Source organism: Deinococcus radiodurans R1 = ATCC 13939 = DSM 20539, assembly GCF_000008565.1.
Taxonomy (GTDB): Bacteria; Deinococcota; Deinococci; order Deinococcales; family Deinococcaceae; genus Deinococcus; species Deinococcus radiodurans.
Map to the genome: position 1 here is coordinate 1,136,536 of NC_001263.1, position 22,870 is coordinate 1,159,405.

Consider the following 22,870-nt stretch of genomic DNA (forward strand, 5'->3'; position numbering starts at 1 on the left):
GTGCTGAACGACGCGGGGTGGAGCGCCTCGGTCTACGCGATGCTCGGGCTGCCTGTACCGGCAGCGCTCCCGAAGCGGCGGAAGCGCTGGCGCTCGCTGCGGGTTAAAGCCTCAGTTCGCCTTCCTGCTGCACGTTCAACCCCTGGGCGATTTCGTGTGAGGCTTCCTGCCGTTCGCGGTCGAGGTAGTGCTGCGCCTGTCCCACTTCCTTATCGAGCACGCGAATGGTTTCACTGAAGCGCTCGAGCGCCTGCTGGCGGTAGCTGCTGATGCTGTCGAGGGCACCGTACACCTCGCGGAAGGCGTTCTGGATGATTTGCGGGTCCACCGTGGCGCTCCCCGCCTGCTGCTGGATGGTGGTGGACTGCTGGCGCAGGAGCTGCGCGGTGGAGGAAATCATCTTGCCGGTGGTGTCGTTGACCGCCGTAACTTGCCCCAGCACCGCCTGCTGCGTGCCGAGCGCCTGCGAGACCATCAGTGCGGTCTTGAGGGCACTCACGGTGGTCGTCGTGGCGCGGTCCACCCCCTTGATAAGTTCCATGTTGTTGCGCCGCACGAGGTCGAGGGCGAGGTAGCCCTGAATGCTTACGGCGAGCTGCGTCATCAGGTCGGTTACGCGCTGGCGCACGGCAAAGAGCAGTTCCTCGGACACGACGCGGGCCTTTTCGGGGTCGGTCTGCGCGAGTTGCGTGAGCTGCGCGGTCAGCGCCTCGTCCACTGCTTTGCCGACGTGGGCGTACTGGCGCAGCTTCTGCATCGTTTCCCAGAGGTGGACTTTTTCAGTCTCGATGACCGCGTTGTCGCGCCGCAGCTCGTCCTGGCCCCGGTAGAGCGATTCCAGAATGCCGTTGAGGTGACTCTGCGCCGACTGGTATTTGTCCAGATGGTTCTGAACCTTTTTGGCGCCCGGCAGCAGCCCAAAGAGGCGGCGCGGCGTGGGCGTGCGGCTGGGGTCAAGGTCTTCGACTGTGCGGCGCAGGTCGGTCAGGCCCCGCAGGATGTCACTGCCCTCGGCGAGCGCCCCGGCGCGGGTGGCGCGCAGCGGGCGGTCGAGCATCCGGTTGCTGCTCTGAGCGGCGGCGCGCTGCTCGGGGAGGCCGAGGTCATGCACGGCGTCGAGCTTGCGGCGAAACTCGGGCGAGTTGGTGCCAGCCACCAGCACGTCCTCGGCAAAGGCGCGGGCCATGCCGTCGAGCCGCACGCGGTCTTCGGGCGAGAGCGGCACCATCTCGGGGGCGTCTTGCGCCTGTACGCTCGGCACCGCCTCCGGGGCCTGAAGCAGGGCGTCGGGCGGGGTCAGCATCGGCTTGTCGGTCATGCTTCCATTACGCGCCCAGGAGCTGAGAGGTTGCATCAGGCAAAAGGTGGAGGGGCCGTCAGGATTACTTGCGCGCCTTTGCTCCTTTTCCCCGCGCTTCCAAAACACTGCCGACCTGCAAACACCACAGGAAGAGCAAGGCGCAAATCAGCGAAAAAAGGCCCCACAGTCCCACCAGGCTGACCGGGACGCCGCGCCGCAAGACGGCCAGCGTCGGCATGATGGGATTGACATAGGCCGTGGTCATTAGCTTCCCGGTCTGCGGGTCCCTCTCGCCGGCCTGAAGCTCTTGCCAGAGCGGCTTCCCGCAGTTGTTCAGATTATCGTTGCTGAAAGGAGGCGGCAGCACACGCGAACTGCTGTATTCGCGGCCCTCAAAGGTGTAGGTGTAGTGGATACCCCAGACAGGTGGCCCACCCGCGACCTTGCCACACGGCCTCGGCGCAAAAAGAGTGATGTGGGCAGGCACGGGCCGGTAAGCGTAGGATGCGAGGGCGCTCGGCAGACCCGGAATCCAGACGAGCCCGAAAATGAGGGTACTCGCCCAGCCAATCGTCAGAGTGTAAACCAACGTGAAGGTCGCAATACTGCCCCAGCGGCGGTAGGTCTGCTGCTCGGCGGGAGAAAGCTGCTGCACGGTGGGGGGCAGGTCCTCAAGTTGGCGCCGGGCGTGTTTCTCAGCCGCTGCCCGCGCCCGCGCCTCATCCTGCTGGCGGCACAATTCCTGCCATTCTTGCAGGTCCTTTGTTTTCCGCTCAGGCTGGGGCATGGGTCAGTTTAGTGCCGGCACCCCCGCATCCCCGCCGGAATCTCAAAGCTCGCGCTGGCCCGCTGCGTGGGGTCGGCGTTCAGGGTCGCCTTGATTTTGACCCAGCCGCGCTTTTCCAGGCAGGGAGGCACATAAAACCCTGTTTTGGCGTCAATGCGGCCCAGGTTCGGCGGGTTGAGGCTCCACGTTACTCCCTGGCGCACGATTTCGGGTGGGGCGTCCAGATACAGGCCGAAGGGGTGCCCGTATCCCGTCAGCCGGAACCCACGCACGGCGGGTGCGTCAGCTTTGGGCTGGAGAATGAAATTCACCTTCTGCGTGATGGGGTGACAGCCGTCAGGCGTGCGCGGCACTTTGATGCCCGTCTTCCCGGCGGGCTGATAATTGGGCGCACTTACGCGGACGCTGAGGCCGTCTTTGCCGCGCTCGGTGTGGATGGATGCGCCCGTGAGCTGCAAGCCGCGTTCGTTGCGGACAGTGACGTTCAGTTCGGGGATACCGACGGCGGTGCAAGCACGGACAGGGGGCGCTTTGGTGGGCTGACCGGACGATGAAAAGCCCCCGCCCGACACTTCATCAGGCAGGGGAGAACAGCCGGGCATTTCACCCTTATCCATCAACCATCAGCGCAGCGGAACCCTCACCCATCCACGCCCAGCGCGGCAACCACATCCCGCGCCGCCGTCCGGCCCGCGTTCACGCAGTCGGGAATGCCGACGCCCGTGTAACTCGACCCCGCCACCTGAATATTCGGCGGCAGCGCGGCGCGGATGCGGGCGATGTGGTCCAGGTGCCCCACCTGATACGCCGGATTCTTGCCCCGCCAGTCGGCATAGGCGTGCCAGAGCGGATCGCCCTGCGCGCCGAACAGCCGGGCGACTTCGTGAACCGCCTCGGCCAGGGCTTTTTGCGGGTCCAGGTCCTTGAAAAAGACCCGCAGCAGCACGTGTCCCTCGGGCGCGCGGCCATGCAGCTTGGCCGAGTGGACGGTGATGGCTTTCATCTCTATGCCCTCGTCGGCGGCGACTTGGAGCCCGTGCAGGTGCATGTCGCGGGGAAACTGCCCCTCACGGTAGGCGAGGATAACGGCCACCGAGCCGTTCGTCTGCAGCTCGCCCACCAGCGCGGACGCTGCGGGGAAACTCTGACCCAGCGTTGGCGCGGCGACCCAGGCGGGAGCCGTTAAAACAACGCCGCTTGCCGCAATTTTTTCGCCGCCGGTTAGGGTTACGCCGTCCGGGTGAACGGCCAGCACGGGCGTATTCAGCCGCACGTCGCCGGTCAGCTTGGCGGCCACCGCGTTCGCCAGGGTGGACATGCCGTCCTTGAACGACCCGAAAATCGGCCCCTGGGCACGGGGCGTGGCGCGGCTGCCCTTGATGACGCTGCCATATTTCTGCTCCAGCGCGAGAAACTGCGGAAACGCTGCTTTCATGCTGAGTTCAAAGGGATTGGCGACGTAAATGCCAGCCGCCAGCGGCACGATGAAATTCATTGCCTCCGCCCCGAAGCGCCGGATGATGAAGTCGGCGAGCGACTCGTCCTCGTCGGTGTTTTCTTTGGGCGGCACGTTCTGCTCGTCGAGCATCCGGCGCAGACCCTCCGGCGAGAGGACGCCGCTTTGCAGAAACGACTCGTCGTCGAGCGGCACGAACATTTTCAGGTTCTGCGGAAAGTCGAGCAGCTCGCCGCCGCGCAGGAAATACAGCTTTTTGGTCTCCGCGCGCGGGTGAATAAGTTCGTCTTGCAGCCCGACTTCCTGCGCGAGTTGCAGCGCCCAGGGCTTGCCGAGGATGAAGGCGTCGGCGGCCTTTTCCACCAGAAATTCGTCCTCCGTGCGCTCGCTCTGTACCTTGCCGCCGAAAGAGTCTCCCGCTTCGAGCAGGACATACGGCACGCCCCTCTGTTGCAGCTCCCAGGCGGCGGCGAGGCCGGTCATGCCCGCGCCGACGACGATGATGGGTAGGGTATGGGCGTTAGGGTTGGTCATCGGCCCCCCCTCACGCCACCTCAGCCGCCTTACGCTCAATCACGCTCGCCAGAGTCCCGATAAACAGCGGGTCGGTGTTCAGCGCGGGCGGGCGCACCAGCGTCATGCCGAGTTCGTGGGCGACTTCCTGCGCGGCGATGTCGATGTCGAACAGGATTTCCACGTGGTCGGACACGAAACCGATGGCGATGCTCACGACCTTTTTGATGCCCTGCTCGTTCAGGTCGCGCAGGTGCTCGTCGAGCTGCGGCCCCAGCCAGGGCTCGGGGCTGCGGCCCGCCGACTGGTAGCTCCACGACCACTGCTCATCGGTCAAGCCCGCCTGCGCCGCCACCAGGCGCGCCGTCTCGTGGAGCTGGTCAGCGTAGGGGTCGCCCTCCTTGATAATCCGGACCGGCAAGCTGTGGGCTGAAAGAATCACGTGCACGTCGTCGCGCTCGTCCTCCGGAAACTCCTGAATGCCTATCCGGACGCGGTCAGCGAGCGCAGTGATGTAACCGGGCTCGGTGTGGTAGTTGTCGATATAGGCAAAATCGATGTGACCGTGGTTCATTTCCAGCGCGGCCTTGATTTTTTTCTGGTACTTGGCGACGCTCAGGCTGGAATACTGCGGCGCCAGCACGATGGCGATGGCCTGCTCGATGCCGTCGTCGAGCATCTCGCGCACGGCGTCCTCGATCCAGGGCGACCAGTGGCGCATCCCGATGTAGGCCTTCAGGGGCCGCCCGGTGCTGGCGAGTTGCTCCATAGTGGCTTCCACCTGGGCGCGGGTAAATTCGGGCAGCGGCGACTTACCCCCGATCAGGCGGTAGTTGTTGGTGATTTCGTCCAGAATCGCCTGCGAGGTCACGCGCCCGGCGCGGATGTCAGCGAGGTAGCCGGGCATCTCGCCCAGGTTTTCCGGGCCACCGTAGGCCATGAAGAGGACGCCGAGGGGTTTTTGGTTGGTGAGGGTGGTCATGGTTGCTCCTTTAAAAGACCCCTCACCCTTCCGCCGCTTTGCGGCTCCCTCCCTCTCCCCTGGGGAGAGGGCCTTGCGCAGCAAGGGGTGAGGGGTCTTTGCGTCAGATATTCCGCACCGCGCCCCGCGAAGCGCTCGTCGTCATAGACGCATAGGCGCGTAGGGCAGCGGTGATTTTGCGGGGCCGGGGTTCGGCGGGGTGCCAGCCTTCTTCCTCGCGCTTCTGGCGGCGGGCGGCGAGTTCAGCGTCCGGCACGGCGAGGTGAATGGTGCGGTTCGGGATGTCGATTTCGATGAGGTCGCCCGTCTCGACCAGGCCGATGGTGCCGCCCTCCGCCGCCTCGGGCGAGACGTGGCCGATGCTCAGGCCGCTGCTGCCGCCCGAGAAACGACCGTCGGTGACCAGCGCGCAGGCTTTGCCCAGCCCCTTGGACTTGAGGTAGCTCGTCGGGTAGAGCATTTCCTGCATGCCGGGGCCACCGCGTGGGCCTTCGTAGCGAATCAGCACGACCTCGCCTTCCTTGACTTCGCCGCTGAGGATGGCGTCCACCGAGGCGTCTTGCGACTCGAAAACGCGCGCCGGGCCGCTGAACTTCAGGATGGATTCGTCCACGCCCGCCGTCTTGACGATGCAGCCGTCTTCGGCGAGGTTGCCGTACAGCACCGCCAGCCCGCCGTCCTGCGAGAAAGCGTGCTCGGCGCTGCGAATGACGCCTGCTTCCCGGTCGGTGTCGAGTTCGCGGTAACGGCGCGACTGCGAGAAGGCGAAGACGGTGGGAATGCCGCCGGGCGCGGCGCGGTAGAACTCGTGGTGGTTCTCATTGCGGACCACGTCCCACTCGTTCAGGGCGGCGCTCATGCTGGGGGCGTGTACGGTGCTCACGTCGGTCTTCAGCAGCCCGGCGCGGTCAAGCTCGCCCAGAATGCCCATGATGCCCCCAGCGCGGTGCACGTCTTCCATGTGCACGTCGTTCTTGGCGGGCGCCACCTTGCACAGCACCGGCACCCGCCGCGAGAGCTGGTCGATGTCCTGCATGGTGAAATCCACCCCGGCCTCGTGCGCGGCGGCCAGCAGGTGCAGCACCGTATTGGTCGAGCCGCCCATCGAGATGTCGAGGGTCATGGCGTTCTCGAAGGCGTCGTAGGTGGCGACACTGCGCGGCAGCACGCTCTCGTCATCGCCCTCGTAGTAGCGCTTGGCGAGGTCCACGATCAGGTGCCCGGCGCGCTTGAACAGGTTCTGGCGGTCGGAGTGGGTCGCCAGCACCGAGCCGTTGCCCGGCAGCGAGAGGCCCAGCGCCTCCGTCAGGCAGTTCATCGAGTTGGCGGTGAACATGCCCGAGCACGAGCCGCAGGTGGGGCAGGCCGAGCGCTCCACCAGTTCGATGTCTTCCTCGCTCACGCTGTCGTCGGCGGCCATCACCATTGCGTCCACCAGGTCCAGCGCGTGCTCGCCGTCACCGAGCTTGACCTTGCCCGCTTCCATCGGCCCGCCCGAGACGAACACGGTGGGGATATTGAGGCGCAGCGCGGCCATCAGCATGCCGGGGGTAATCTTGTCGCAGTTGGAGATGCAAACCATCGCGTCGGCGCAGTGGGCGTTGACCATGTACTCCACGCTGTCGGCGATGATTTCGCGGCTGGGCAGTGAGTAGAGCATCCCGTCGTGGCCCATGGCGATGCCGTCGTCCACGGCGATGGTGTTGAACTCCTTCGCCACGCCGCCCGCCGCCGCGATTTCACCCGCGACGAGTTGCCCGAGGTCCTTGAGGTGCACGTGCCCCGGCACGAACTGGGTGAACGAGTTGACCACCGCGATGATCGGCTTCTGGAAATCGCCGTCGGTCATGCCGGTGGCGCGCCACAGGGCACGGGCGCCGGCCATATTACGGCCCTCGGTGGTGGTTCTGGAACGGTAAGTCGGCATGGGGTATTTTCCGCCCTTCGGGGAAGCGAAATGAGAGGAGTGTCTAAAAGACCCCCGTTTACAGCGGCGGCTGTCTAGCGCTGCGTCTGCTCGTGCACGTAGTCGGTCAGGCGGTGCACCATGTCCTGCGGGGTTTCGGGCAGCAGGCCGTGGCCCACGTTGAAGATGTGACCGGGCCGCCCGTTCGCCTCGTGCAGGATGCGGTCGGTCTGATGCTTGAGTTCGCGCCAGGGCGCTTGCAGCAGCAGCGGGTCGAGGTTGCCCTGAATGCTCTGGCCGGGCTGAATGAGGTCCCAGGCCTTGTCGAGCGGCGTGCGCCAGTCCGCGCCCATCACGTCGCTGCCCAGACTCGCCATATCGGGCATCAGGTGGGTGGCCCCGGTGCCGAAATAGATGACCGGCACGCCGAGTTTCTTGACGCGCTCGATCAGGCCGGCGGTGGCGGGCTTGACGAAGGTCTGATAGTCGTAGACCGACAGCGCGCCCACCCAGGAGTCGAAAATCTGCACGGCGCTCGCTCCGGCTTTGACCTGCTCGGTCAGGTAATCGGCCAGCACCGACTCGAACTTGCCCATCAGCCGCGCCCAGGCGGCGGGCTCGGCGTACATGAAGCGCTTGGTCTTCTCGTAGTTGCGCGAGCCTTTGCCCTCAATCGCGTAGCTTGCGAGGGTAAACGGCGCGCCGACAAACCCGATGAGCGGAATCCCGCGCGAGTTGAGTTCGGGCATCAGCAGGCGGATGCTCTCGGCGGTGTACGGCATCGTCTCGGCGGTGGCAGGCACGCCGAGCACGTCCACGTCTTTAGGCGTATTGATGGGGTTGTGAATGACCGGGCCGACGCCGCCCACGAAGTCCAGACTCAGGCCCATGGTGGGCAGCGGGGTCAGGATGTCGTTGAAAAGAATCGCGGCGTCGAGCGGCATCGCCTTGATGGGTTGCAAGGTGATTTCGGCGGCGAGGTCCGGCGTGCGGATGCACTCCAGCATGGTCTTGCCGGCCCGCAGAGCGCGGTACTCGGGCATGTAACGCCCCGCCTGGCGCATGAACCAGACCGGCGTGTAAGGGGCCTGCTCGCCGCGCGCCGTTTTCAGAAACGCCGAGTCGCGCACGCGGGGGTCGAGTTCGGGCCGGCTGACGCCGGGGCGTCCGGGCACCCGCCCCACCGAGGGGTCGAGGGCGGTGGGCTGGTCGGCGGGCGGCGGCGCCGTGGCCGGTTGTTTTTCCGGCGCCTGTTCACTTTGAGGACGAGTCACCCGCGCAGCTTACGCCGCCGAAAATCCCGAAAAGTCCCGTACTGAACGGTAAGAAAGGGCGGGAGGGCTAACGTCGCAGGCCATTCAGAAAGACCAGGACAACCGGCGTCAGCAAGGCGGCCAGCCCGCTGAACAGCACGAAACTGAGCAGCAGACTGCCGAGGTTGTGAGCCACTTCCGCGTCGGTGTCGAAACTCGGTCCCCAGAGGATTTCCCCACAAAATTTCACTGTAGAGCCACGCCAGAAGAGGCAGGTAAAGGCAGGCAAAGACGTACAGTGCTCGCCTCAACCGCTGGCATCCAGTCACCGACAACCGACGCCACAGCCAGCGCGAAAGCAGATAGAGCAGTGGGGCAGAAGAAAAAGCGCGGCGAAGAAAAGAACGTCGGCCATCAGCCCAGTGTGAGAGCCGCAGGCGTGGGAGCATCCGCCGAAAGTCTGGCCTCACGTCTCGTCAGCAAGCGGGTGAAAAACTGCGACCATGCGTTTATTTGTGCCGCTGCTCGCCCTGGCTTCTCTGTCCGCCGCTTCCGCGCAGGCGCCTGCAAAGTGCGCTCTGGCCGCGCGGGTGGACGCCGCGAGCTACGCCGCCCTGACCATGACCGGGGCGAGTGAAGCCGACCAGGACAATGTCGCCTTTACCTGGGCGCAGTGCCGCGCCGCCGCGCTCAACGCCAATCTCAGCAACAGCCCCCAACTGCGGGCGCGGATAGTGAACCTGCGCGGGCAGTACCGGGAACTGCGGGACATCGAAAGCGAACTGGCGGGCATCCGTGCGGGCGGCGGCACCATGTACGGCCACGCCGTGCCGCGCAACTACGCCGTGCTCGAACCCCGTATCGAAAGCCTCGCCAACCTCGCCCGCAGCAGCGCTGGAGCGGTGAAAAGTGTTCAGTACGAAGGCGCTTTGCGTGACGCCAGAGACATGCAGGCCGCCTACATCAAGACCCTGCGCGCCTACAAGCCGCGGCCTGACGAAACGTATGTCCGGTATGACGCCAAAGACTGGAATGCCCGCGTCAACCGCTACGAAGCCGTCAGCAAAAGCATCATGCGGACGCTTGGCAATCGGGGCGACGCCGCCACTGCGCTGGGCTACAGCATCCTGACCGACTGGGCTTTCGGAGCTGACGAGTAGACCTCCGCACGCCCAGTTCGTCTTATTTAGGCCCCGGAAACAGCGTCAACTGCCCCTCAATCGGCAGCAGCACATAAGGCCCACTCGGCGCGGGCCGTCCGGCTCCCTTCGCCTGATATTTGACCTTCCCAGCCTCGTCGAAAACCACCGTTCCCCACCCCGTCGTTAGCCCCAGCCAGCGGCCTAAAGGCGTAAAATTCGGGATACCTGCGCCCAGCGGCAAAGGAATGGGTTGCAGCTTGCCGCCGCGCAGAACTGCCACGCTGCCCGGAGTGGAGACGAAAATGCTCTCCCCATGCGAGAAAAGCCGCACCTCGCCATCATCCACGTTCGGCAGCCACCCGGCAGGCAGCGGCCAGAGCCTCAGGCCGGCAGCGTCCACCCGGACGAGGCGCGAACCACCGCCGCCCGGCGCATGGACCACCAGCCAGAGCGTGTTTTGATTGTCCAGCAGTGGAGAGCCGGCCCCTGCCTTTTTTCCCTCATCTGACGTTGGGTCATTTGAGCAGGTTCGGCTGGTCGGCCACGCTCCCGGCGAGTGACTCACCCTCTCGGAACAGCTCCCATTTCCCCACCTGCGGCGCGAAGCCCAGCCGCCGGTTGACCGCCAGCATCGGCGCGTTGGCGCTGTGGTTGTTGGTCGCCATCGTGCTCAGGCCCGCCGCCCGCGCCCGGCGAATCGCGTAGAGCTTGAGCGGCAGCGCCAGCCCGCGTCCCCGCGCCTGGGGGGAAACGGCGGTGAGTTCGTTGTAGGCGAGGTCGCGGTACTGCACCATCGCCGTGGTGCCGAGCCACTCGCCGTCCGGGCCGGCGGCCAGCACCAGCCAGTCGGGACGTGGATTCTTGTCCAGATGCAACATCCCGCGCACCTGTTCGCGCTCCCAGCGCGGGTGTCCGGCGAGGTCGGGCGTCTCGATCAGGCGGTCGGCCACGAAGTCCAGATACCGCGTGACCGTCGCCTCGTCTGCCCCCGCCAGGTTGCTGAAGGTGACGCCCTGCGCCTCGGCCCGCACCAGGGCCGGCAGAAAGGGCGTCTCGTCAAAACTGGCGAGGTCCAGCCGCGAGGAGAAACGGTGGGCGTGCAGCGCAAAGCCGCGCCGCTCGGCCCATGTCCGGCTCGGCGGGTCGTCGTCGCGCACGTTGGTCGCCAGCGAGGAGATGCCGAGGGCTTGCGTCTCAGCGAGTGCCGTCTCCCAGAGGGCCGAGCCGTGCCCCCGCCGACGAGCGTCCGGCGAGACGGTGAGGTCGAGTTGCAGAAAATTGGGCGGCAGGAACGGGAAAAAATAAAGGTGCGCGAGGCCCACGACCTGCCCGCCTTCCTCTGCCACCCAACGCCGACTGACCTGCTCGGCGAGGCGTGCCGCGTCCTCGGCCAGCAGCCCCGCTGGCGTGGCGGTGCGGTTCCAAACAGCGTTGTTCAGGACTGCCCACGCGGGCGCATCGGCGGGCACGAAGGGGCGCACAGGCATGGGCCGAGCATCCCACAAAAAAAGGCTGGAGCGATGGCCCCAGCCTCTTCAGTTCAGGCGGCGTTTACTGAACGGTGACCCGGAAATCCTCGGCGGGAATCAGGGTGCCCGCGCCCCGGAACACGGCGCGGATGGTGTACTCGCTGCGGGAACCGGCTGCCTGGCGCCGTTTTTGCCTTCCCAGCGGATTTTCTGCACTTCGCGTTGCTCGCCGGGGGCCACGTCGGTCACGACGAGTTGCAGCGTGCAGATGGTGTTGGTGGGGTCGGGCCGCACGATCTCGCCACTGGCACTGAAGACTTCGAAACGCACGTCACAGGCGCCGTGTTCGAGGTGAATCGTGCTGCTCCCGGTGTTGCCGAGCACGAAGCTCCAGGTGTTCGCCTCGCCCGCCCGCACCGTGCGCGGGCCGCTGAGCTGCGCGGTGTGGGCCTGCGCGAGCGGGGCGCCATTGGTCGGCAACGAGCTGTTCTGATTGCTTGAGTTCTGGGTGCCCGTGCCCGGAGCGGCAGGCGTCTGGGTCACGGTGCCGCTGGTCGTCCCGCCAGCGAGCGGCACTCCGTCGAAGGCGAGCACGCCGGTCGGCAGGCCCGCTGCGGCCACCTGGGCAATGGCCTGTTGCCGGGCCGCGTCGTTGGCGACGGTGAGGTTGAGGTAGCCCCGGTCGTCGAAGCCCACGCCGCGCAGCTCCACGCCCTTCAGCGCCCCGAGCGCGTCGAGCATCTGCCGGAAGGTGTAGCCCGAGGCGTAGCTCGGCGCGGTGGTGGACTGCGGCGTGGTCGTGGTGGTCGTCACGCTCTGAGCGGCGGTCTGGGCCTGAGCGGCGCCCGCCAAGAGGGCCAGGGTCAACAGAAAGTTTTTCATGCTTCCACCTTGCCCCCTGCGGTCTGACTATGGGTGAGGAGCCGTTAGGAAAACCGGGAAAAGCGGGCCGCCGGGGTCACTCCGCCGCTGACAGCCCGGCCAGCCACGCCTGCGCCTCCGCCGCGCCCTGCACCTGCGCGCCGCGCTCCGGGGGAAACCAGGCGAGCAGGGCTTCCAGGCCAGCCTTCAGCTCGCCGAAAATGACCTTGTGGTCGCCGTCGGCCAGCCAGAGCAGGCCACTGGGGGCAAGGTCGGTTTCGGTGCCCACCGCGAGCGGCTCACCGAGCCACACCGCGTCCACTTCGGCGTCGTCGGCGGGGTTGAGGGTGCCGGGCAGGCAGCCGTAGTTGACCGGCGCGGGCAGCGGCTCGGTGCGGTAGGGCTGCACCGCGTCGCCGCGCCAGATGAAGCGTTCGCGTTCGCCCGCGCGCCATTCCACCACGCCGCGCCAGGGTGTTGCCGGCCCACTCATGGCTTGACCTCGTACAGTTCCACCTGCCGCAGCACCGTGCCGCCGAAACTCAGGACGGCGCGGTAGGCGCCCGGCGCCGGGGCCGGCAGCGTCAGCTCGGCGGTGCGTTTGGCGGCGTCTAGAAAGACACTGTCGGTGCCGAGGTCACGCGAACCGTCGAACCAGTGGACGGTGAGGTAGCCGGGTTCCAGCCGCCCGTCGAGGGTGACGCTCAGGCGCAGCTCCTCGCCCGCGCGTTTCAGCTCGGCCTGGGTGATGCGGGTGGGCAGCGTGACCGAGGTCGCTGGCGGAATCAGCGGCACGAAGTTGAAGCGGCAGCCGCCGAGCAGGGGAGAGGCGAGGGCCAGGGCGAGGAGAACGGGGCGCTTCATGTCTGCTCAGTATGGCGGCGCGGGGCTGAGAAGGACCTGATGCCAACGGGAGCTGTCGTCAGACCCGCGTGAGCCGCCCACCCGCTATCCTGCGCCCCGCCATGTCCGAGCCCGTCTCTGCCGTTCCCCTGTCTGCTCCCGTCACCCCCGAGTGGGTCGCCGACGCCGTCTTCTACCAGATTTTCCCCGACCGCTTCGCCCGCTCGGGCCGCGTGACCGGCCTGCACCTTCAGCCCTGGGGCAGCGCGCCGACCATTCACGGCTACATGGGCGGCGACCTGTGGGGCGTGGCCGAGCGGCTGGGCGACCTTGCCGGCCTCGGCGTGAATGCGCTGTATTTCTGCCCGGTGTTTCAGTCGGCCTCCAACCACCGCTACCACACCCACGACTATTTTCAGGTGGACCCCATGCTCGGCGGCAACGCGGCGCTGCGGCACCTGCTCGATGAGGCGCACGCGCGCGGCATCCGGGTGGTGCTCGACGGGGTGTTCAACCATGCCAGCCGGGGCTTTTTTCAGTTCAACGACCTGCTCGAACACGGTGAGGCGAGTGCGTACCGCGACTGGTTTCATGTGACCGGCTGGCCGCTGAGCGCCTACGACGAGGACCGCCCCGCCAACTACGCGGCGTGGTGGGGCATCCGGGCGCTGCCCAAGTTCAACACCGACCACCCCGAGGTGCGCGAGTTTCTGCTGAGCGTGGCCGAATACTGGATGCACTTCGGCATCGACGGCTGGCGGCTCGACGTGCCGAACGAGATTGACGACGACGCCTTCTGGCAGGAGTTTCGCCGCCGGGTCAAGGCGATTAACCCCGACGCCTACATCGTGGGCGAAATCTGGGGCGACGCCGGACGCTGGCTGGCGGGCGACCAGTTCGACGCGGTGATGAACTACCACTTCACCCGCCCCTGCCTGGGCTTTTTCGGGGCGCGGACGCTCGACCATCCGATGAACGAACGCAGCGGCACCGGGCGGGTGGAGCCGCTGGACGCCGCCGCTTTTGCCGTGCGGGTGGAAGAAGTCACCCGCATGTACCACCCCGCCGTCGTGCGCGCGCAGCTCAATCTGCTCGACTCGCACGACACCGCCCGCTTCCTGACGGCGGTGGGCGGCGACGCCTCGGCGCAGCGGCTCGCGCTCGTGTTTCAGTTCAGCTATGTGGGCGCGCCCTGTCTGTACTACGGCGACGAAATCGGGCTGCCCGGCGGCGTGGACCCTGACTGCCGCCGCGCTTTTCCCTGGGACGAGCCGCAGACCTGGGACCACGACACCCTGACCCTCGTGCGCGAGTTGACGGCGGCGCGGCACCGTTCGGCGGCACTGCGGCGCGGCGACTTTACGGTGCTGCACGCGCAGGGCGAGCAGGTGTCGTTCGCTCGCAAGCATGACGGAGAGGCGGCGTATGTGGCCTTCAACTGCGCGCTGGATGCCGCCCCGGTTCCGGTGCCCGCCACATCGGGCCGTTACCGCGACATGCTGACGGGCGCGGTGCATGACCTGAACGAAAGCTCGGTGCTGACGCTGCCTGCCCGGACGGCGGCGTTGCTGCTGTGCGAGGGGTAAAGCACTGGTCAAACGGTCTGACTGTCAAACCGCAGGAGGCGAATTGTCGTCCAGTTGCGGCTCGACGGTTCGACGGTTTGACCTTCTCCTCTTTGCAAGAGGTGCGGTGCCTGACACCAAAAGACCCAGCACTAAAAAAGGCCACCCTCCAGCCCGGAAGGTCGCCCCCTTTGGACTCCTGCGCTCAGTTCTTGCCCTTGCCCTGGGCTTTGGCCTGCTCCATCGCCAGTTCCTTGAAGGCGCTGAGGCTGCTGGCGTTGGCCTGCCCCTCGATGGCCTTGACCGCGAGGTCCTGCATCTGGCGGCTGGCGGCGCTGACCTGCTCGGACAGTTGCTGGGCGCGGACGCTGAGCAGGTCGAGGCGGGTCTGGGCGCTCTGGATGCGCTGCTCGTAGACGCGGCGCTGGCCTTCGATGTCCTTTTCCTGCAACTCGGTCCGCACGCGGGCCTGCCGGGTGCCGATGCCGTTGCCCTCGGCTTCGGCGCGCTTGAGGGCGGCTTCGCGCTCGGCGGGCAGGGCGGCGGCGCGCTCGGTGACTTCGCGCCACTTCTGCTCGCGTTTCGTCAGCTCGGCTTCCAGGCTATTCCACTCGCGCTCCTGGGCGTCAAGCCGCTCGGCGCGGGCGCGGGTCAGTTCGGCCTGCTCGGTGCGGTAGGTCTCGTCGTCGAGGCGGCGGTCGAGGTCGCGCTGGTAGCTGTAGTCGGCCGTGTCGCGCTCGCGGGCGGTCCGGGCGGCGAGGTCGCGCTCGGCCGTAGCGCGTTCGCGGGCGTCCTCCTCGTCTTCCCACTCGCGCTGGCGCGCTTCCCATTCCTCGGCGGTGGCCGTCTGCTGCGTTTCGAGCTCGGTGCGCGAGGCTTCGGCGGCGGCATCGTACTCGGCGAGCAGGTCACGCAGCGCGTGTTCGCCCGCCGTCAGGCCGTAGAGGTCACGCAGCGCCTCGCGTTCGGTCTGCGCCAGCTTGAGCACACCCTGGAGCCCGGCGGCCTCGGCGCTGAGCTGCTCGGACAGCTCCGCCAGCGTGCCCGACGCCCCGGCCTGAAGCTGGGCGAGCAGCCCGAGCGCGACGGTCATGCGGCCCGACGCTTCGCCCGGCTCTGTCGGCAGTTCGCGGCTGGCTTCCTGCATCGGGCCTTTGGGGGCGGCCTGCTGCTGGACCACCTGCTGCTGTGCCACCTGCTTCTGAGCCTCGCGCACTTCCTTGTCTTTCTGGGCGAGCTGGCCCTTGAGGGCGCCGAGCTGACCTTCGAGCTGGCTGTACTCCTGAATCAGGTCGTCGAAGGCTTCGAGGATTTTGGCCTTGGTGGCGCTGTCGGCGGGGCGTTTGACGCTCATGCTTCACTCCTGCTGGTGCTGGCGGTGGTAAAGGCGCGGGTGGCGAGGTTCTGGGTCTGTTCGCTGACGCGCTGCTGCTGGGCCTGCAACTCGGCGACCTGCGCTTCGGCGGCGGCGACGGCGGCTTGCAGCGAGTCGAGGTGCAGTTCGTAGCTCTGCTTGCTCGCTTCCCAGTCGCGTTCCAGCAGGTCCGAGCGCACTTTGGCGTCGGCATTGGCCTGCCGGATGCCTTCTTCGCGGGCCTTTTTGACGGCTTCTTCGAGTTCGGCGGGGAACGCCTCCACCTTGATGCGGTCTTGCTCGAACTGCTCGGCGCCCGCTTGCAGGGCGGCCTCGCGCTCGCGCCAGTCGCGTTCCAGGGTCAGGCGGCGTTCGGCGAGGTCGCGTTCCTGGGCGCGGTCGGCGGCGTGCTGTGCGTCGGCGTCGTGCTGGCGCTCGCGTCGCGCCGGTAGCTGTGATCGGCTTCCTCCTGCTGGCGCTCACGGGCCGTTTCCTCCTGCTGACGCCTTTCTTCTGCGGCGAACTCGGCGTCCTCGCGTTCCCAGGCGCGGCGCTCGGCGCTCTGCTCGCGGTTCAGGGCGTCCAGCCGCGCCTGATGCTCGGTCTGGAGCCGGGCGACGCGTTCACGGCCTTCTTGCTGCAAGGCGGCCAGCGCGTCGGCGGCCACCCGGATGCGCCGCAGCTCGGCCAGTTCGCGCCCGGCGACCTCGCCAGCGGTCACCAGCTCGGCGAGCTTCGACGTCTCGCCCGAAAGCCGCTCCTCCAGTTGCGCCAGCACCGCGCCGACTTCGAGCTGCACGTCCGCCGACTGCCGCACGATGTGGTCCACCGTGTACCCCGCCGCCCGGTCCAGCACCTCGCGGTCCCGCTGGGTGCGCTGCACCTCGGCGCGGCTCTGAAACCTTCCCTGCGCCGCAGCCTGCTCTTTCCGCACCTCGGCAAACGCCTGCTGTAAAGCCTGAGATTCGTCCTTCGTCATAGCTTCTCCTTTAAAACCCGCTTTGTTTTTACGCTTAAAACATAACACGGCGGGAGGACTTTGTGCAAGTGGACACACTGGGCTGTGACTCACGGTTGGGCTGAAGTGCTGGCGCTTCTGGGCAGAGTTCAGGTGACCGGCGGATAGGCAATCGGATTTTGTGCGTTCCTGGCGAAAGAGGCCGTCACCGAGTGATAGAGATAGCGGTTCCTCACCTCTTCCGGGGCAACGTGTCCGACAAATTCCCAGCGCTGCGGGTCGTTGACCGCTTCGGCGAGTCGGGTCTGATAGGGAGTTTGGCCCGCCGGGTGCCAGGACTCGATGGTGTACACCTCACGCACGACTCCTTCAAAGACGGCCAGCGCGTATTTGACTTCCTGCTGGCGCCACTTCGCCACCTTCCAGACGCCCCGCGTCGCCTCGTACAGCTCCTGCGCGGGCATCCCGTGCCAGTAGAGCCGATTGCTGCGGATAAGCATCACTGGGTCGGTGATCACGGCGGGCGGCGCGGCGTAGTAAGTGACGAGTTCTTCAAGCGACCTGCGTCCAGAGCGCACACTTTGCCAGCCCCTCACCAGATTGGACAGCGAATCCAGTCCCAGCAGATCAATGGCCGCCGCCTCGATTCGGTAGGCCGTGGCTTCGTCGGGCAGTCCGTGGGCCAGGATGTCGAGCCTCGGTGACAATTGCGCCTGTCGGAGTTCAGCCAGAATCTGCGCCTTGCGTGACTCGCCCTCCGCCGATAAATGCGAAAGAACACGCTGGCCCTGGCCTTTGCCGACATAGAAGACCTGTTCCGTCCTGGGGTCTACGTACAGATAAACGTAATACCCCAGGTGCTGAGCGACTTCCGGCGGGATGCTGGGGGTCACGGCCCGCTTACTCTTCGGTACTCAGCACCGCCAGGAAGGCCTCCTGCGGCACTTCCACCGTGCCGAACTGCTTCATGCGGGCGCGGCCCTTTTTCTGCTTTTCCAGCAGCTTTTTCTTGCGCGAAATATCGCCGCCGTAGCACTTGGCGAGCACGTCCTTGCGGTACGCCTTGACGGTGGCGCGGGCGATGATTTTGGCGCCGATGACGGCCTGCACCGGCACCGGGAACATCTGCCGGGGGATGACTTCGGCCATCTTGTCCACGATTTTGCGGCCCAGCGAGTAGGTCTTGCTTTCGTGAACGATGACGGCCAGCGCATCGATGACCTCGTTGTTCACCATGATGTCCACTTTGCGCAGGTCGCCTTCGCGGTAACCGAGCTGCTCGTAGTCCATGCTGGCGTAGCCGCGCGAGATGGATTTGAGGCGGTCGTGGAAATCATAGAGAATCTCGGCGAACGGCACCTCGTAGACCAGCTCCACGCGCTTGCCGACGTAGTTCATGGTCTGCATGCTGCCCCGGCGCTCCTGCAAGAGTTGCATGACCGGCCCCACGTAGTCCTCGGGCAGCATCACCGAGAGCTTGATGTAGGGCTCCTCGACTTTCTCGATGCGGTCGCGGGTGGGGAACTCGGCGGGGTTTTGCGTCTCGAAAATCTCGCCGTTGGTGAGCGTGACGCGGTAGACGACGGCGGGCGCGGTGGCGATCAGGTCGAGGTCGTACTCGCGCTCCAGCCGCTCCTGAATGATTTCGGCGTGCAGCAGCCCCAGAAAGCCGCAGCGGAAGCCGAAGCCCAGCGCCTCGGAGGTTTCCGGCTCAAAGGAAAAGGCCGCGTCGTTGAGCTTGAGCTTTTCGAGCGCGTCGCGCAGTTTGCGGTAGTCCTCGGTGTCGGTGGGGTACAGGCCCGAGAACACCACCGGCTGCGCGGGTTTGAAACCGGGGAACGGCTCGGCGGTCTGGCGGTCGCTGCCGGTCAGGGTGTCGCCGACCTGCGCGTCCTGAATGTCCTTGATGCCGGCGGCGACCCAGCCCACCATGCCCGCCGAGAGTTCCTGGCCCACGACGAGGCCGGGGCTGAAGGTGCCGACCTTGTCCACCTCGAAATTCTTGCCCGCGTTCATCAGCCGCACGCCGTCCTTGGCCTTCATGGTGCCTTCGAGCACGCGCACGAACAGAATCACGCCCTGGTAGGCATCGAAAAAAGAGTCGAAAATCAGCGCCTTGAGCGGGGCGCCGGGGTCGCCGGCGGGCGGTGGAATGCGTTCGACCACCGCTTCCAGAATCTCGGGAATGCCGATGCCGGTTTTGCCCGACGCCCGCACCGCGTCCTCCGCCGGAATGCCGATGACTTCTTCGAGTTCACGCGCCGCGCCTTCGGGGTCGGCGGCGGGCAGGTCGATTTTGTTGATGACCGGCACGATTTCGAGGTTGTTGTCGATGGCGAGGTAAGCGTTGACGATGGTCTGCGCTTCCACCCCCTGCGAGGCGTCCACGAGCAGCAGCACGCCCTCGCAGGCGGCGAGCGAGCGGCTCACCTCGTAGTTGAAATCCACGTGGCCCGGCGTGTCGATGAGGTTGAAGACGTACCCCTCGCCGTTTTCTCGCGTGTACTCTAGGCGAATGGGCGTGGACTTGATGGTGATGCCGCGCTCGCGCTCCAGCTCCAGCGTGTCGAGGGTCTGGTCGCGCTTATCACGCTCGCCCATCGCGCCGAGTTGCTCAAGGATGCGGTCAGCGAGCGTGGACTTGCCATGGTCGACGTGGGCAATGATGGAAAAATTGCGAATCTGGCTGGTGGGGGTGGGGTCGGTGGGGCCTGCGGTCACGCTCCGCAGTGTAGAGCAGTTGTCTGAGCAGCGGTGTGGACGCAGTCATCGCTCTCTACCCGGCGCCCGCGCCCTGACGAAACCTTAAGACGGTGGGCCGGGCCTCAGAAATGAATGTGTGGTCTGGCCCATTCTCCGGATATGAGCGACAACAAGAACGCCGGACAAAGCAGTGACAGCCAGGGCAACGGTGCGCCGCAGATGAGCCGTGACGAAGCCGTGAAGACGGTCGCTGGGCTGGTCAAGGGCATCAAATTCGCCATGCTGGTGTCGGTCAACGACGCGGGCCACATCCACTCGCGCCCCATGACCACCCAGGAAACCGAGTTCGACGGCGATATCTGGTTTATCGGCGCCAAGGACAGCGAGGTCGTTCACGATGTCCGCAGCCGCCCCCAGGTCAACGTGAGCTACGCCGACACCGGCAGCAACAACTACGTGAGCGTGCACGGCACCGCCGAACTGATCGAAGATCGCGCCAAACTCGACGAACTGTGGAGCGACATGTACAACATGTACTTCGAGGGCGGCAAGGAAGACCCGAATGTCCAGCTCATCAAGATCAACGCCGAGGGCGCCGAATACTGGGAGAGCGGCGGCAAGGTGCGGACCCTCTTCGCCTTCGCCAAGAACCTGATTCCTGGCCAGCGCGCCGACGCGAGCGAGCTGGGCAAGAACGACACGGTTAATCTCTAACCTGACCGCAACGAAAAAGTAAGAAGGAGCTGAAGCACGGGCCTCAGCTCCTTTTTTTGACCTGCCGCCTTTACTGGACCGTCCCCTGCGCCGCCGGATAACTGCCGATGATTTTGGCGTAGCTCGCCTTGACCAGAATCCCAGCGAGGGCCTGCGCCACCTGCGGATCGCTCGCTTTGCCCTCGATGTCCACGTACATCAGGTAGCTCCAGGCACGGTCGCGGCGGGGGCGGCTCTCGATGCGCGAGAGGTTCAGGCCGCGCAGTTCGCCCAGGGTTTCCAGCAGAAAACCGGGGGTGTGGCGCACCGCGAAAATCAGGCTGGTCTTGTGCGGCGCGTCGCTCGGCTCCGGGGCGTGGCGCGAGAGCACCATGAAGCGGGTGAAGTTGAACGGCTCGTCCTCCACCCCGGTTTGCAGGATGTTCAGGCCATACAGCTCGGCGGCGCGGCGGCTGGCGATGGCGGCTTCGTCGCGGGCACCACGCTCGGCGAGGTCTTTGGCGCTGCCTGCCGTGTCGTGTTTGGCGAGTGGTTGCCAGCCGTGCTCGCGGATGAGGTGGGTGCACTGGTCGAGGGCCGGTTGCTGGCTCCCCACCTTGCGAATGTCGGCCATTTCCACCCCCGGCAGCGCCATCAGGCAGTGGCTCACGCGCACCACGACTTCGCCGGTGACGTGCAACTCGGTTTCGGTGAGCAGGTCGATGGACTGGTGAATGGCGCCCATCAGGCTGTTTTCCACCGGCAGCACGCCGTAGTCGGCTTCGCCGTTTTCCACAGCGCGGGCGACCTCGTGAAAGGTGGGGTAGCCGAGGGTCTCGCGCACCTGCGGCAGGGCGTTGAGCGCCGCGATTTCGCCGTAGCTGCCGGGGTTGCCCTGAAAGGCCACCGCGTAGCCCGCCGCCTCTTCCTGCTGCCACTGTTCCCGCTGTTCCTGCCCGCCTGCGTCCGTCATCCGGCGAGGCTAGCGCGGGGGCGGCGCGGGCCGGGGGAGAGGTCTATTCGTGGAGGGCGGAGTCTCGCTCGCCTTCTGGGCTGACCGGGTCACTGCCGCCCGGAGCGCGGGCCGACCCTCCAGCCTAACACCCGGCCACCCGGACGGCAACTTTTCGCCGTCCTCGCGCGAGTTTTTTGGTTTTTCATGGACGGCTCCTCTATGCTGGACGCATGGTCAGACTGGAAGAAACGTCCCTGCCCGGCGTGGGGATGCGTTACGACTTCGATGGGCGCTTCGGCAAGCGCGTGGGCGTGATCGTTCACCGTGACGGGCGGCGCGAGATGTTCGTGTCGCGCGACGACCCCGACGCCTGCGGCCAGAGCATCACGCTCGACGAGGGCGAGGCCGAAGTGGTGGCCGACCTGCTCGGCGGCAGCACCGTGACGCGGCGGATGGGACAGACGATGCAGGACATCGAGGGGCTGGCTATGGACTGGTTGCCGCTGGAGCGGGGCAGCCCCTTTGCTGGGCGCGCGCTGGGCGACTCGCAGATGCGCACCCGCACCGGCACCAGCGTGGTCGCCGTGATTCGTAATGAGCAGGCCATTCCCGCGCCCGGCCCGGACTACGTGCTCGAAGCGGGCGACACGGTGGTCGTGGTCGGCACCGCAAATGGGGTGCGCCGCGCCGCCCGGCTCCTGAGTAGCGGGGCCGACTCTTGAGCCCTCCCACGGGAGGCGACTGAGTCATGCTCGGACGCCTCTTTCTCGAACTCGGTACTGTCATCCTCGCCCTCGCGCTGGTAGGCCGCGCCGCCGGGCGACTGGGGATCACGCCCATTCCGCTCTACCTGATGGCGGGCATCGGCCTGGGCACGTTCATGCACCTGGACGACACCGCCGAGAAATTCATTCACACCGGAGCCGAAATCGGCGCCATTTTGCTGCTGTTTATCCTGGGGCTGGAATACACCAGCGACGAACTGCGGACCAACCTCAAGGCCAACCGGCAAATCGGCTTGATCGACCTCGCGCTCAACTTCACGCCGGGCGTGGTGGCCGGGGCCCTGCTGGGGTTGCCGCCGCTCGCCTGGGTGCTGCTCGGGGGCATCACGTTCCTGACCTCCAGTGGCATCGCCTCCAAAATCCTGTCGGACCTCGGGCGCCTCGGCAACCGTGAGACGCCGATCATCCTCGCCGTGTGCGTCATCGAAGATGTGGTGATGGCCTTTTACCTGCCGGTGGTGGCCGCCCTCCTCATCGGCGGGTCGCTGCTCTCGGTGGGCGTCAACCTCGCGCTGGCGCTCACCGCCTTCGGGGTCACGTTTTTCCTCGCCATGCGCTACGGACATGTGCTGAGCCGCGTGCTCAACGTGCCGAGCGACGAAACCCTGCTCCTCGGTGTGCTGGGGCTGGTGCTGGTGGTGGCAGGCGCCGCCGATCTGCTCAAGGTGAGCGCGGCCATCGGCGCCTTTCTCGTCGGCATCGCGCTCTCGGGCGAGGTCGCGCATCGGGCGCGGCAGCAGATCGAGCCGCTGCGCGACCTTTTCGCCGCCGTGTTTTTCCTGTTTTTCGGCCTGCAACTCGACCTCGCCGAGGTGCCGGAGGTGTTGCTGCCCGCCGCCCTGCTCGCCGTGGTCACGTCCATCACCAAGTTCCTGGTCGGCTGGTACGGCGCCCGCCGCGCCGGGGTGCAGAGCCGGGGCCGCTACCGCGCCGGCACTACCCTGATCGCCCGTGGCGAATTCAGCATCCTGATCGCCGGCCTGGGCCTCGGCCTTGCCCCGGTGCTCGGCCCGCTTGCCGCCGTCTACGTGCTGCTTACCGCGATCATCGGCCCGGTGCTGGCCCGGTTCGACGCGGCTCTGGCGCCGAAAGTGGCGCGGGTGCTGGGGGGGTAGGAAAAAGGGAGAGGGTTGGAAGTGGAGCGGCGAGGGGTGGCCGCTCCGCTTTTTTTGTGAAGGGCTGTTACGCCTATTGGCTGAGATGTTCGGTGGGGTGAGATGTTCTTGAGTCTGGTCTGGACGCCCCCTCACCCCTTGCCTTCGGCAAGGCCCTCTCTGCTCCGCAGCTCTCCGAGTCCCGCAAGGGGCGAGGGTCAAGAGATGCTTCAGCTCTGGCTTTTTTCGCT

General features: G+C 66.3%; 24 protein-coding genes. 5 read left to right on the top strand and 19 right to left on the bottom strand.

All coding sequences use genetic code 11. The features are described from left to right. Window positions 1-103: 103 nt before the first annotated feature. The 8 genes from DR_RS05820 to DR_RS05855 form a co-directional block, all read right to left on the bottom strand. Window positions 104-1,318, bottom strand: a complete 1,215-nt coding sequence (locus DR_RS05820; RefSeq protein ID WP_027479620.1) for a toxic anion resistance protein — start codon at window positions 1,316-1,318, stop codon at window positions 104-106. Window positions 1,319-1,382: 64 nt separating this feature from the next. Then, on the bottom strand, window positions 1,383-2,087 hold the full coding sequence (locus DR_RS05825; RefSeq protein WP_010887771.1) for a hypothetical protein: 705 nt from the start codon (window positions 2,085-2,087) through the stop codon (window positions 1,383-1,385). Between the two features lie 8 nt (window positions 2,088-2,095). Then, the gene (locus DR_RS05830; RefSeq protein ID WP_164927955.1) at window positions 2,096-2,704 is read right to left on the bottom strand and encodes a hypothetical protein; all 609 of its coding nucleotides are present in this window, start codon (window positions 2,702-2,704) and stop codon (window positions 2,096-2,098) included. A gap of 23 nt (window positions 2,705-2,727) precedes the next feature. After that, complete coding sequence (hemG, locus tag DR_RS05835) at window positions 2,728-4,077, bottom strand: protoporphyrinogen oxidase (RefSeq protein WP_051618786.1); 1,350 nt, start codon at window positions 4,075-4,077, stop codon at window positions 2,728-2,730. A 10-nt stretch (window positions 4,078-4,087) separates the two neighbouring features. Continuing rightward, entirely contained in the window at window positions 4,088-5,038 is a 951-nt protein-coding gene (gene hemH, locus DR_RS05840) for a ferrochelatase (RefSeq protein WP_010887774.1), read from the bottom strand. 103 nt (window positions 5,039-5,141) lie between these two features. Further along, entirely contained in the window at window positions 5,142-6,965 is a 1,824-nt protein-coding gene (gene ilvD, locus DR_RS05845) for a dihydroxy-acid dehydratase (protein WP_010887775.1), read from the bottom strand. A 74-nt stretch (window positions 6,966-7,039) separates the two neighbouring features. Then, on the bottom strand, window positions 7,040-8,218 hold the full coding sequence (gene hemE / locus DR_RS05850) for a uroporphyrinogen decarboxylase (RefSeq protein ID WP_010887776.1): 1,179 nt from the start codon (window positions 8,216-8,218) through the stop codon (window positions 7,040-7,042). 67 nt (window positions 8,219-8,285) lie between these two features. Then, the gene (locus DR_RS05855) at window positions 8,286-8,486 is read right to left on the bottom strand and encodes a hypothetical protein (RefSeq protein ID WP_010887777.1); all 201 of its coding nucleotides are present in this window, start codon (window positions 8,484-8,486) and stop codon (window positions 8,286-8,288) included. A gap of 214 nt (window positions 8,487-8,700) precedes the next feature. Here DR_RS05855 and DR_RS05860 point away from each other — a divergent pair, with 214 nt between their 5' ends. After that, the gene (locus tag DR_RS05860; RefSeq protein WP_010887778.1) at window positions 8,701-9,357 is read left to right on the top strand and encodes a hypothetical protein; all 657 of its coding nucleotides are present in this window, start codon (window positions 8,701-8,703) and stop codon (window positions 9,355-9,357) included. 22 nt (window positions 9,358-9,379) lie between these two features. On the opposite strand, the gene DR_RS05865 is transcribed toward DR_RS05860, so the two are convergent. The 5 genes from DR_RS05865 to DR_RS05885 all read right to left on the bottom strand — a co-directional run bounded on the left by DR_RS05865 (window position 9,380) and on the right by DR_RS05885 (window position 12,533). Continuing rightward, window positions 9,380-9,781 carry a hypothetical protein gene (locus DR_RS05865; RefSeq protein WP_010887779.1) on the bottom strand — a complete coding sequence of 134 codons (402 nt, stop codon included), beginning with the start codon at window positions 9,779-9,781 and terminating at the stop codon, window positions 9,380-9,382. 73 nt (window positions 9,782-9,854) lie between these two features. Further along, window positions 9,855-10,826 carry a GNAT family N-acetyltransferase gene (locus DR_RS05870; protein ID WP_034349593.1) on the bottom strand — a complete coding sequence of 324 codons (972 nt, stop codon included), beginning with the start codon at window positions 10,824-10,826 and terminating at the stop codon, window positions 9,855-9,857. Window positions 10,827-10,925: 99 nt separating this feature from the next. Further along, complete coding sequence (locus tag DR_RS05875; RefSeq protein ID WP_010887781.1) at window positions 10,926-11,690, bottom strand: hypothetical protein; 765 nt, start codon at window positions 11,688-11,690, stop codon at window positions 10,926-10,928. 76 nt (window positions 11,691-11,766) lie between these two features. Further along, window positions 11,767-12,162: an inorganic diphosphatase gene (locus DR_RS05880; RefSeq protein ID WP_010887782.1), complete on the bottom strand. Its 396-nt coding sequence runs from the start codon at window positions 12,160-12,162 to the stop codon at window positions 11,767-11,769. Next, window positions 12,159-12,533 (bottom strand): hypothetical protein, encoded by a 375-nt coding sequence (locus tag DR_RS05885; protein ID WP_010887783.1) that lies wholly within the window; start codon window positions 12,531-12,533, stop codon window positions 12,159-12,161. The genes DR_RS05880 and DR_RS05885 overlap by 4 nt, the downstream gene beginning before the upstream one ends. A 101-nt stretch (window positions 12,534-12,634) precedes the next feature. On the opposite strand from DR_RS05885, the gene DR_RS05890 reads away from it, so the two are divergent. Continuing rightward, a complete protein-coding gene (locus tag DR_RS05890; RefSeq protein WP_034349591.1) occupies window positions 12,635-14,098 on the top strand; it encodes a glycoside hydrolase family 13 protein in 1,464 nt (487 codons plus the stop codon). A gap of 184 nt (window positions 14,099-14,282) precedes the next feature. On the opposite strand, the gene DR_RS05895 is transcribed toward DR_RS05890, so the two are convergent. The 5 genes from DR_RS05895 to lepA all read right to left on the bottom strand — a co-directional run bounded on the left by DR_RS05895 (window position 14,283) and on the right by lepA (window position 19,110). Next, the gene (locus DR_RS05895) at window positions 14,283-15,431 is read right to left on the bottom strand and encodes a hypothetical protein (protein ID WP_027479615.1); all 1,149 of its coding nucleotides are present in this window, start codon (window positions 15,429-15,431) and stop codon (window positions 14,283-14,285) included. After that, complete coding sequence (locus DR_RS05900) at window positions 15,428-15,715, bottom strand: hypothetical protein (RefSeq protein WP_164927956.1); 288 nt, start codon at window positions 15,713-15,715, stop codon at window positions 15,428-15,430. The genes DR_RS05895 and DR_RS05900 overlap by 4 nt, the downstream gene beginning before the upstream one ends. A gap of 77 nt (window positions 15,716-15,792) precedes the next feature. Then, on the bottom strand, window positions 15,793-16,410 hold the full coding sequence (locus DR_RS05905; RefSeq protein WP_164927957.1) for a hypothetical protein: 618 nt from the start codon (window positions 16,408-16,410) through the stop codon (window positions 15,793-15,795). A 128-nt stretch (window positions 16,411-16,538) separates the two neighbouring features. Then, window positions 16,539-17,282: an LEM-3-like GIY-YIG domain-containing protein gene (locus DR_RS05910; protein WP_010887787.1), complete on the bottom strand. Its 744-nt coding sequence runs from the start codon at window positions 17,280-17,282 to the stop codon at window positions 16,539-16,541. A 7-nt stretch (window positions 17,283-17,289) separates the two neighbouring features. Then, complete coding sequence (gene lepA, locus DR_RS05915) at window positions 17,290-19,110, bottom strand: translation elongation factor 4 (protein WP_010887788.1); 1,821 nt, start codon at window positions 19,108-19,110, stop codon at window positions 17,290-17,292. A gap of 141 nt (window positions 19,111-19,251) precedes the next feature. Here lepA and DR_RS05920 point away from each other — a divergent pair, with 141 nt between their 5' ends. Beyond that, on the top strand, window positions 19,252-19,806 hold the full coding sequence (locus tag DR_RS05920) for a pyridoxamine 5'-phosphate oxidase family protein (protein ID WP_227086014.1): 555 nt from the start codon (window positions 19,252-19,254) through the stop codon (window positions 19,804-19,806). Between the two features lie 70 nt (window positions 19,807-19,876). Here DR_RS05920 and DR_RS05925 read toward each other — a convergent pair whose 3' ends face one another. Next, window positions 19,877-20,758: a prephenate dehydratase gene (locus DR_RS05925; RefSeq protein WP_010887790.1), complete on the bottom strand. Its 882-nt coding sequence runs from the start codon at window positions 20,756-20,758 to the stop codon at window positions 19,877-19,879. 212 nt (window positions 20,759-20,970) lie between these two features. Here DR_RS05925 and DR_RS05930 point away from each other — a divergent pair, with 212 nt between their 5' ends. Beyond that, window positions 20,971-21,462: a cation:proton antiporter regulatory subunit gene (locus DR_RS05930; protein WP_164927958.1), complete on the top strand. Its 492-nt coding sequence runs from the start codon at window positions 20,971-20,973 to the stop codon at window positions 21,460-21,462. 26 nt (window positions 21,463-21,488) lie between these two features. Beyond that, on the top strand, window positions 21,489-22,640 hold the full coding sequence (locus DR_RS05935; protein WP_010887792.1) for a cation:proton antiporter: 1,152 nt from the start codon (window positions 21,489-21,491) through the stop codon (window positions 22,638-22,640). Window positions 22,641-22,870 lie beyond the last annotated feature (230 nt).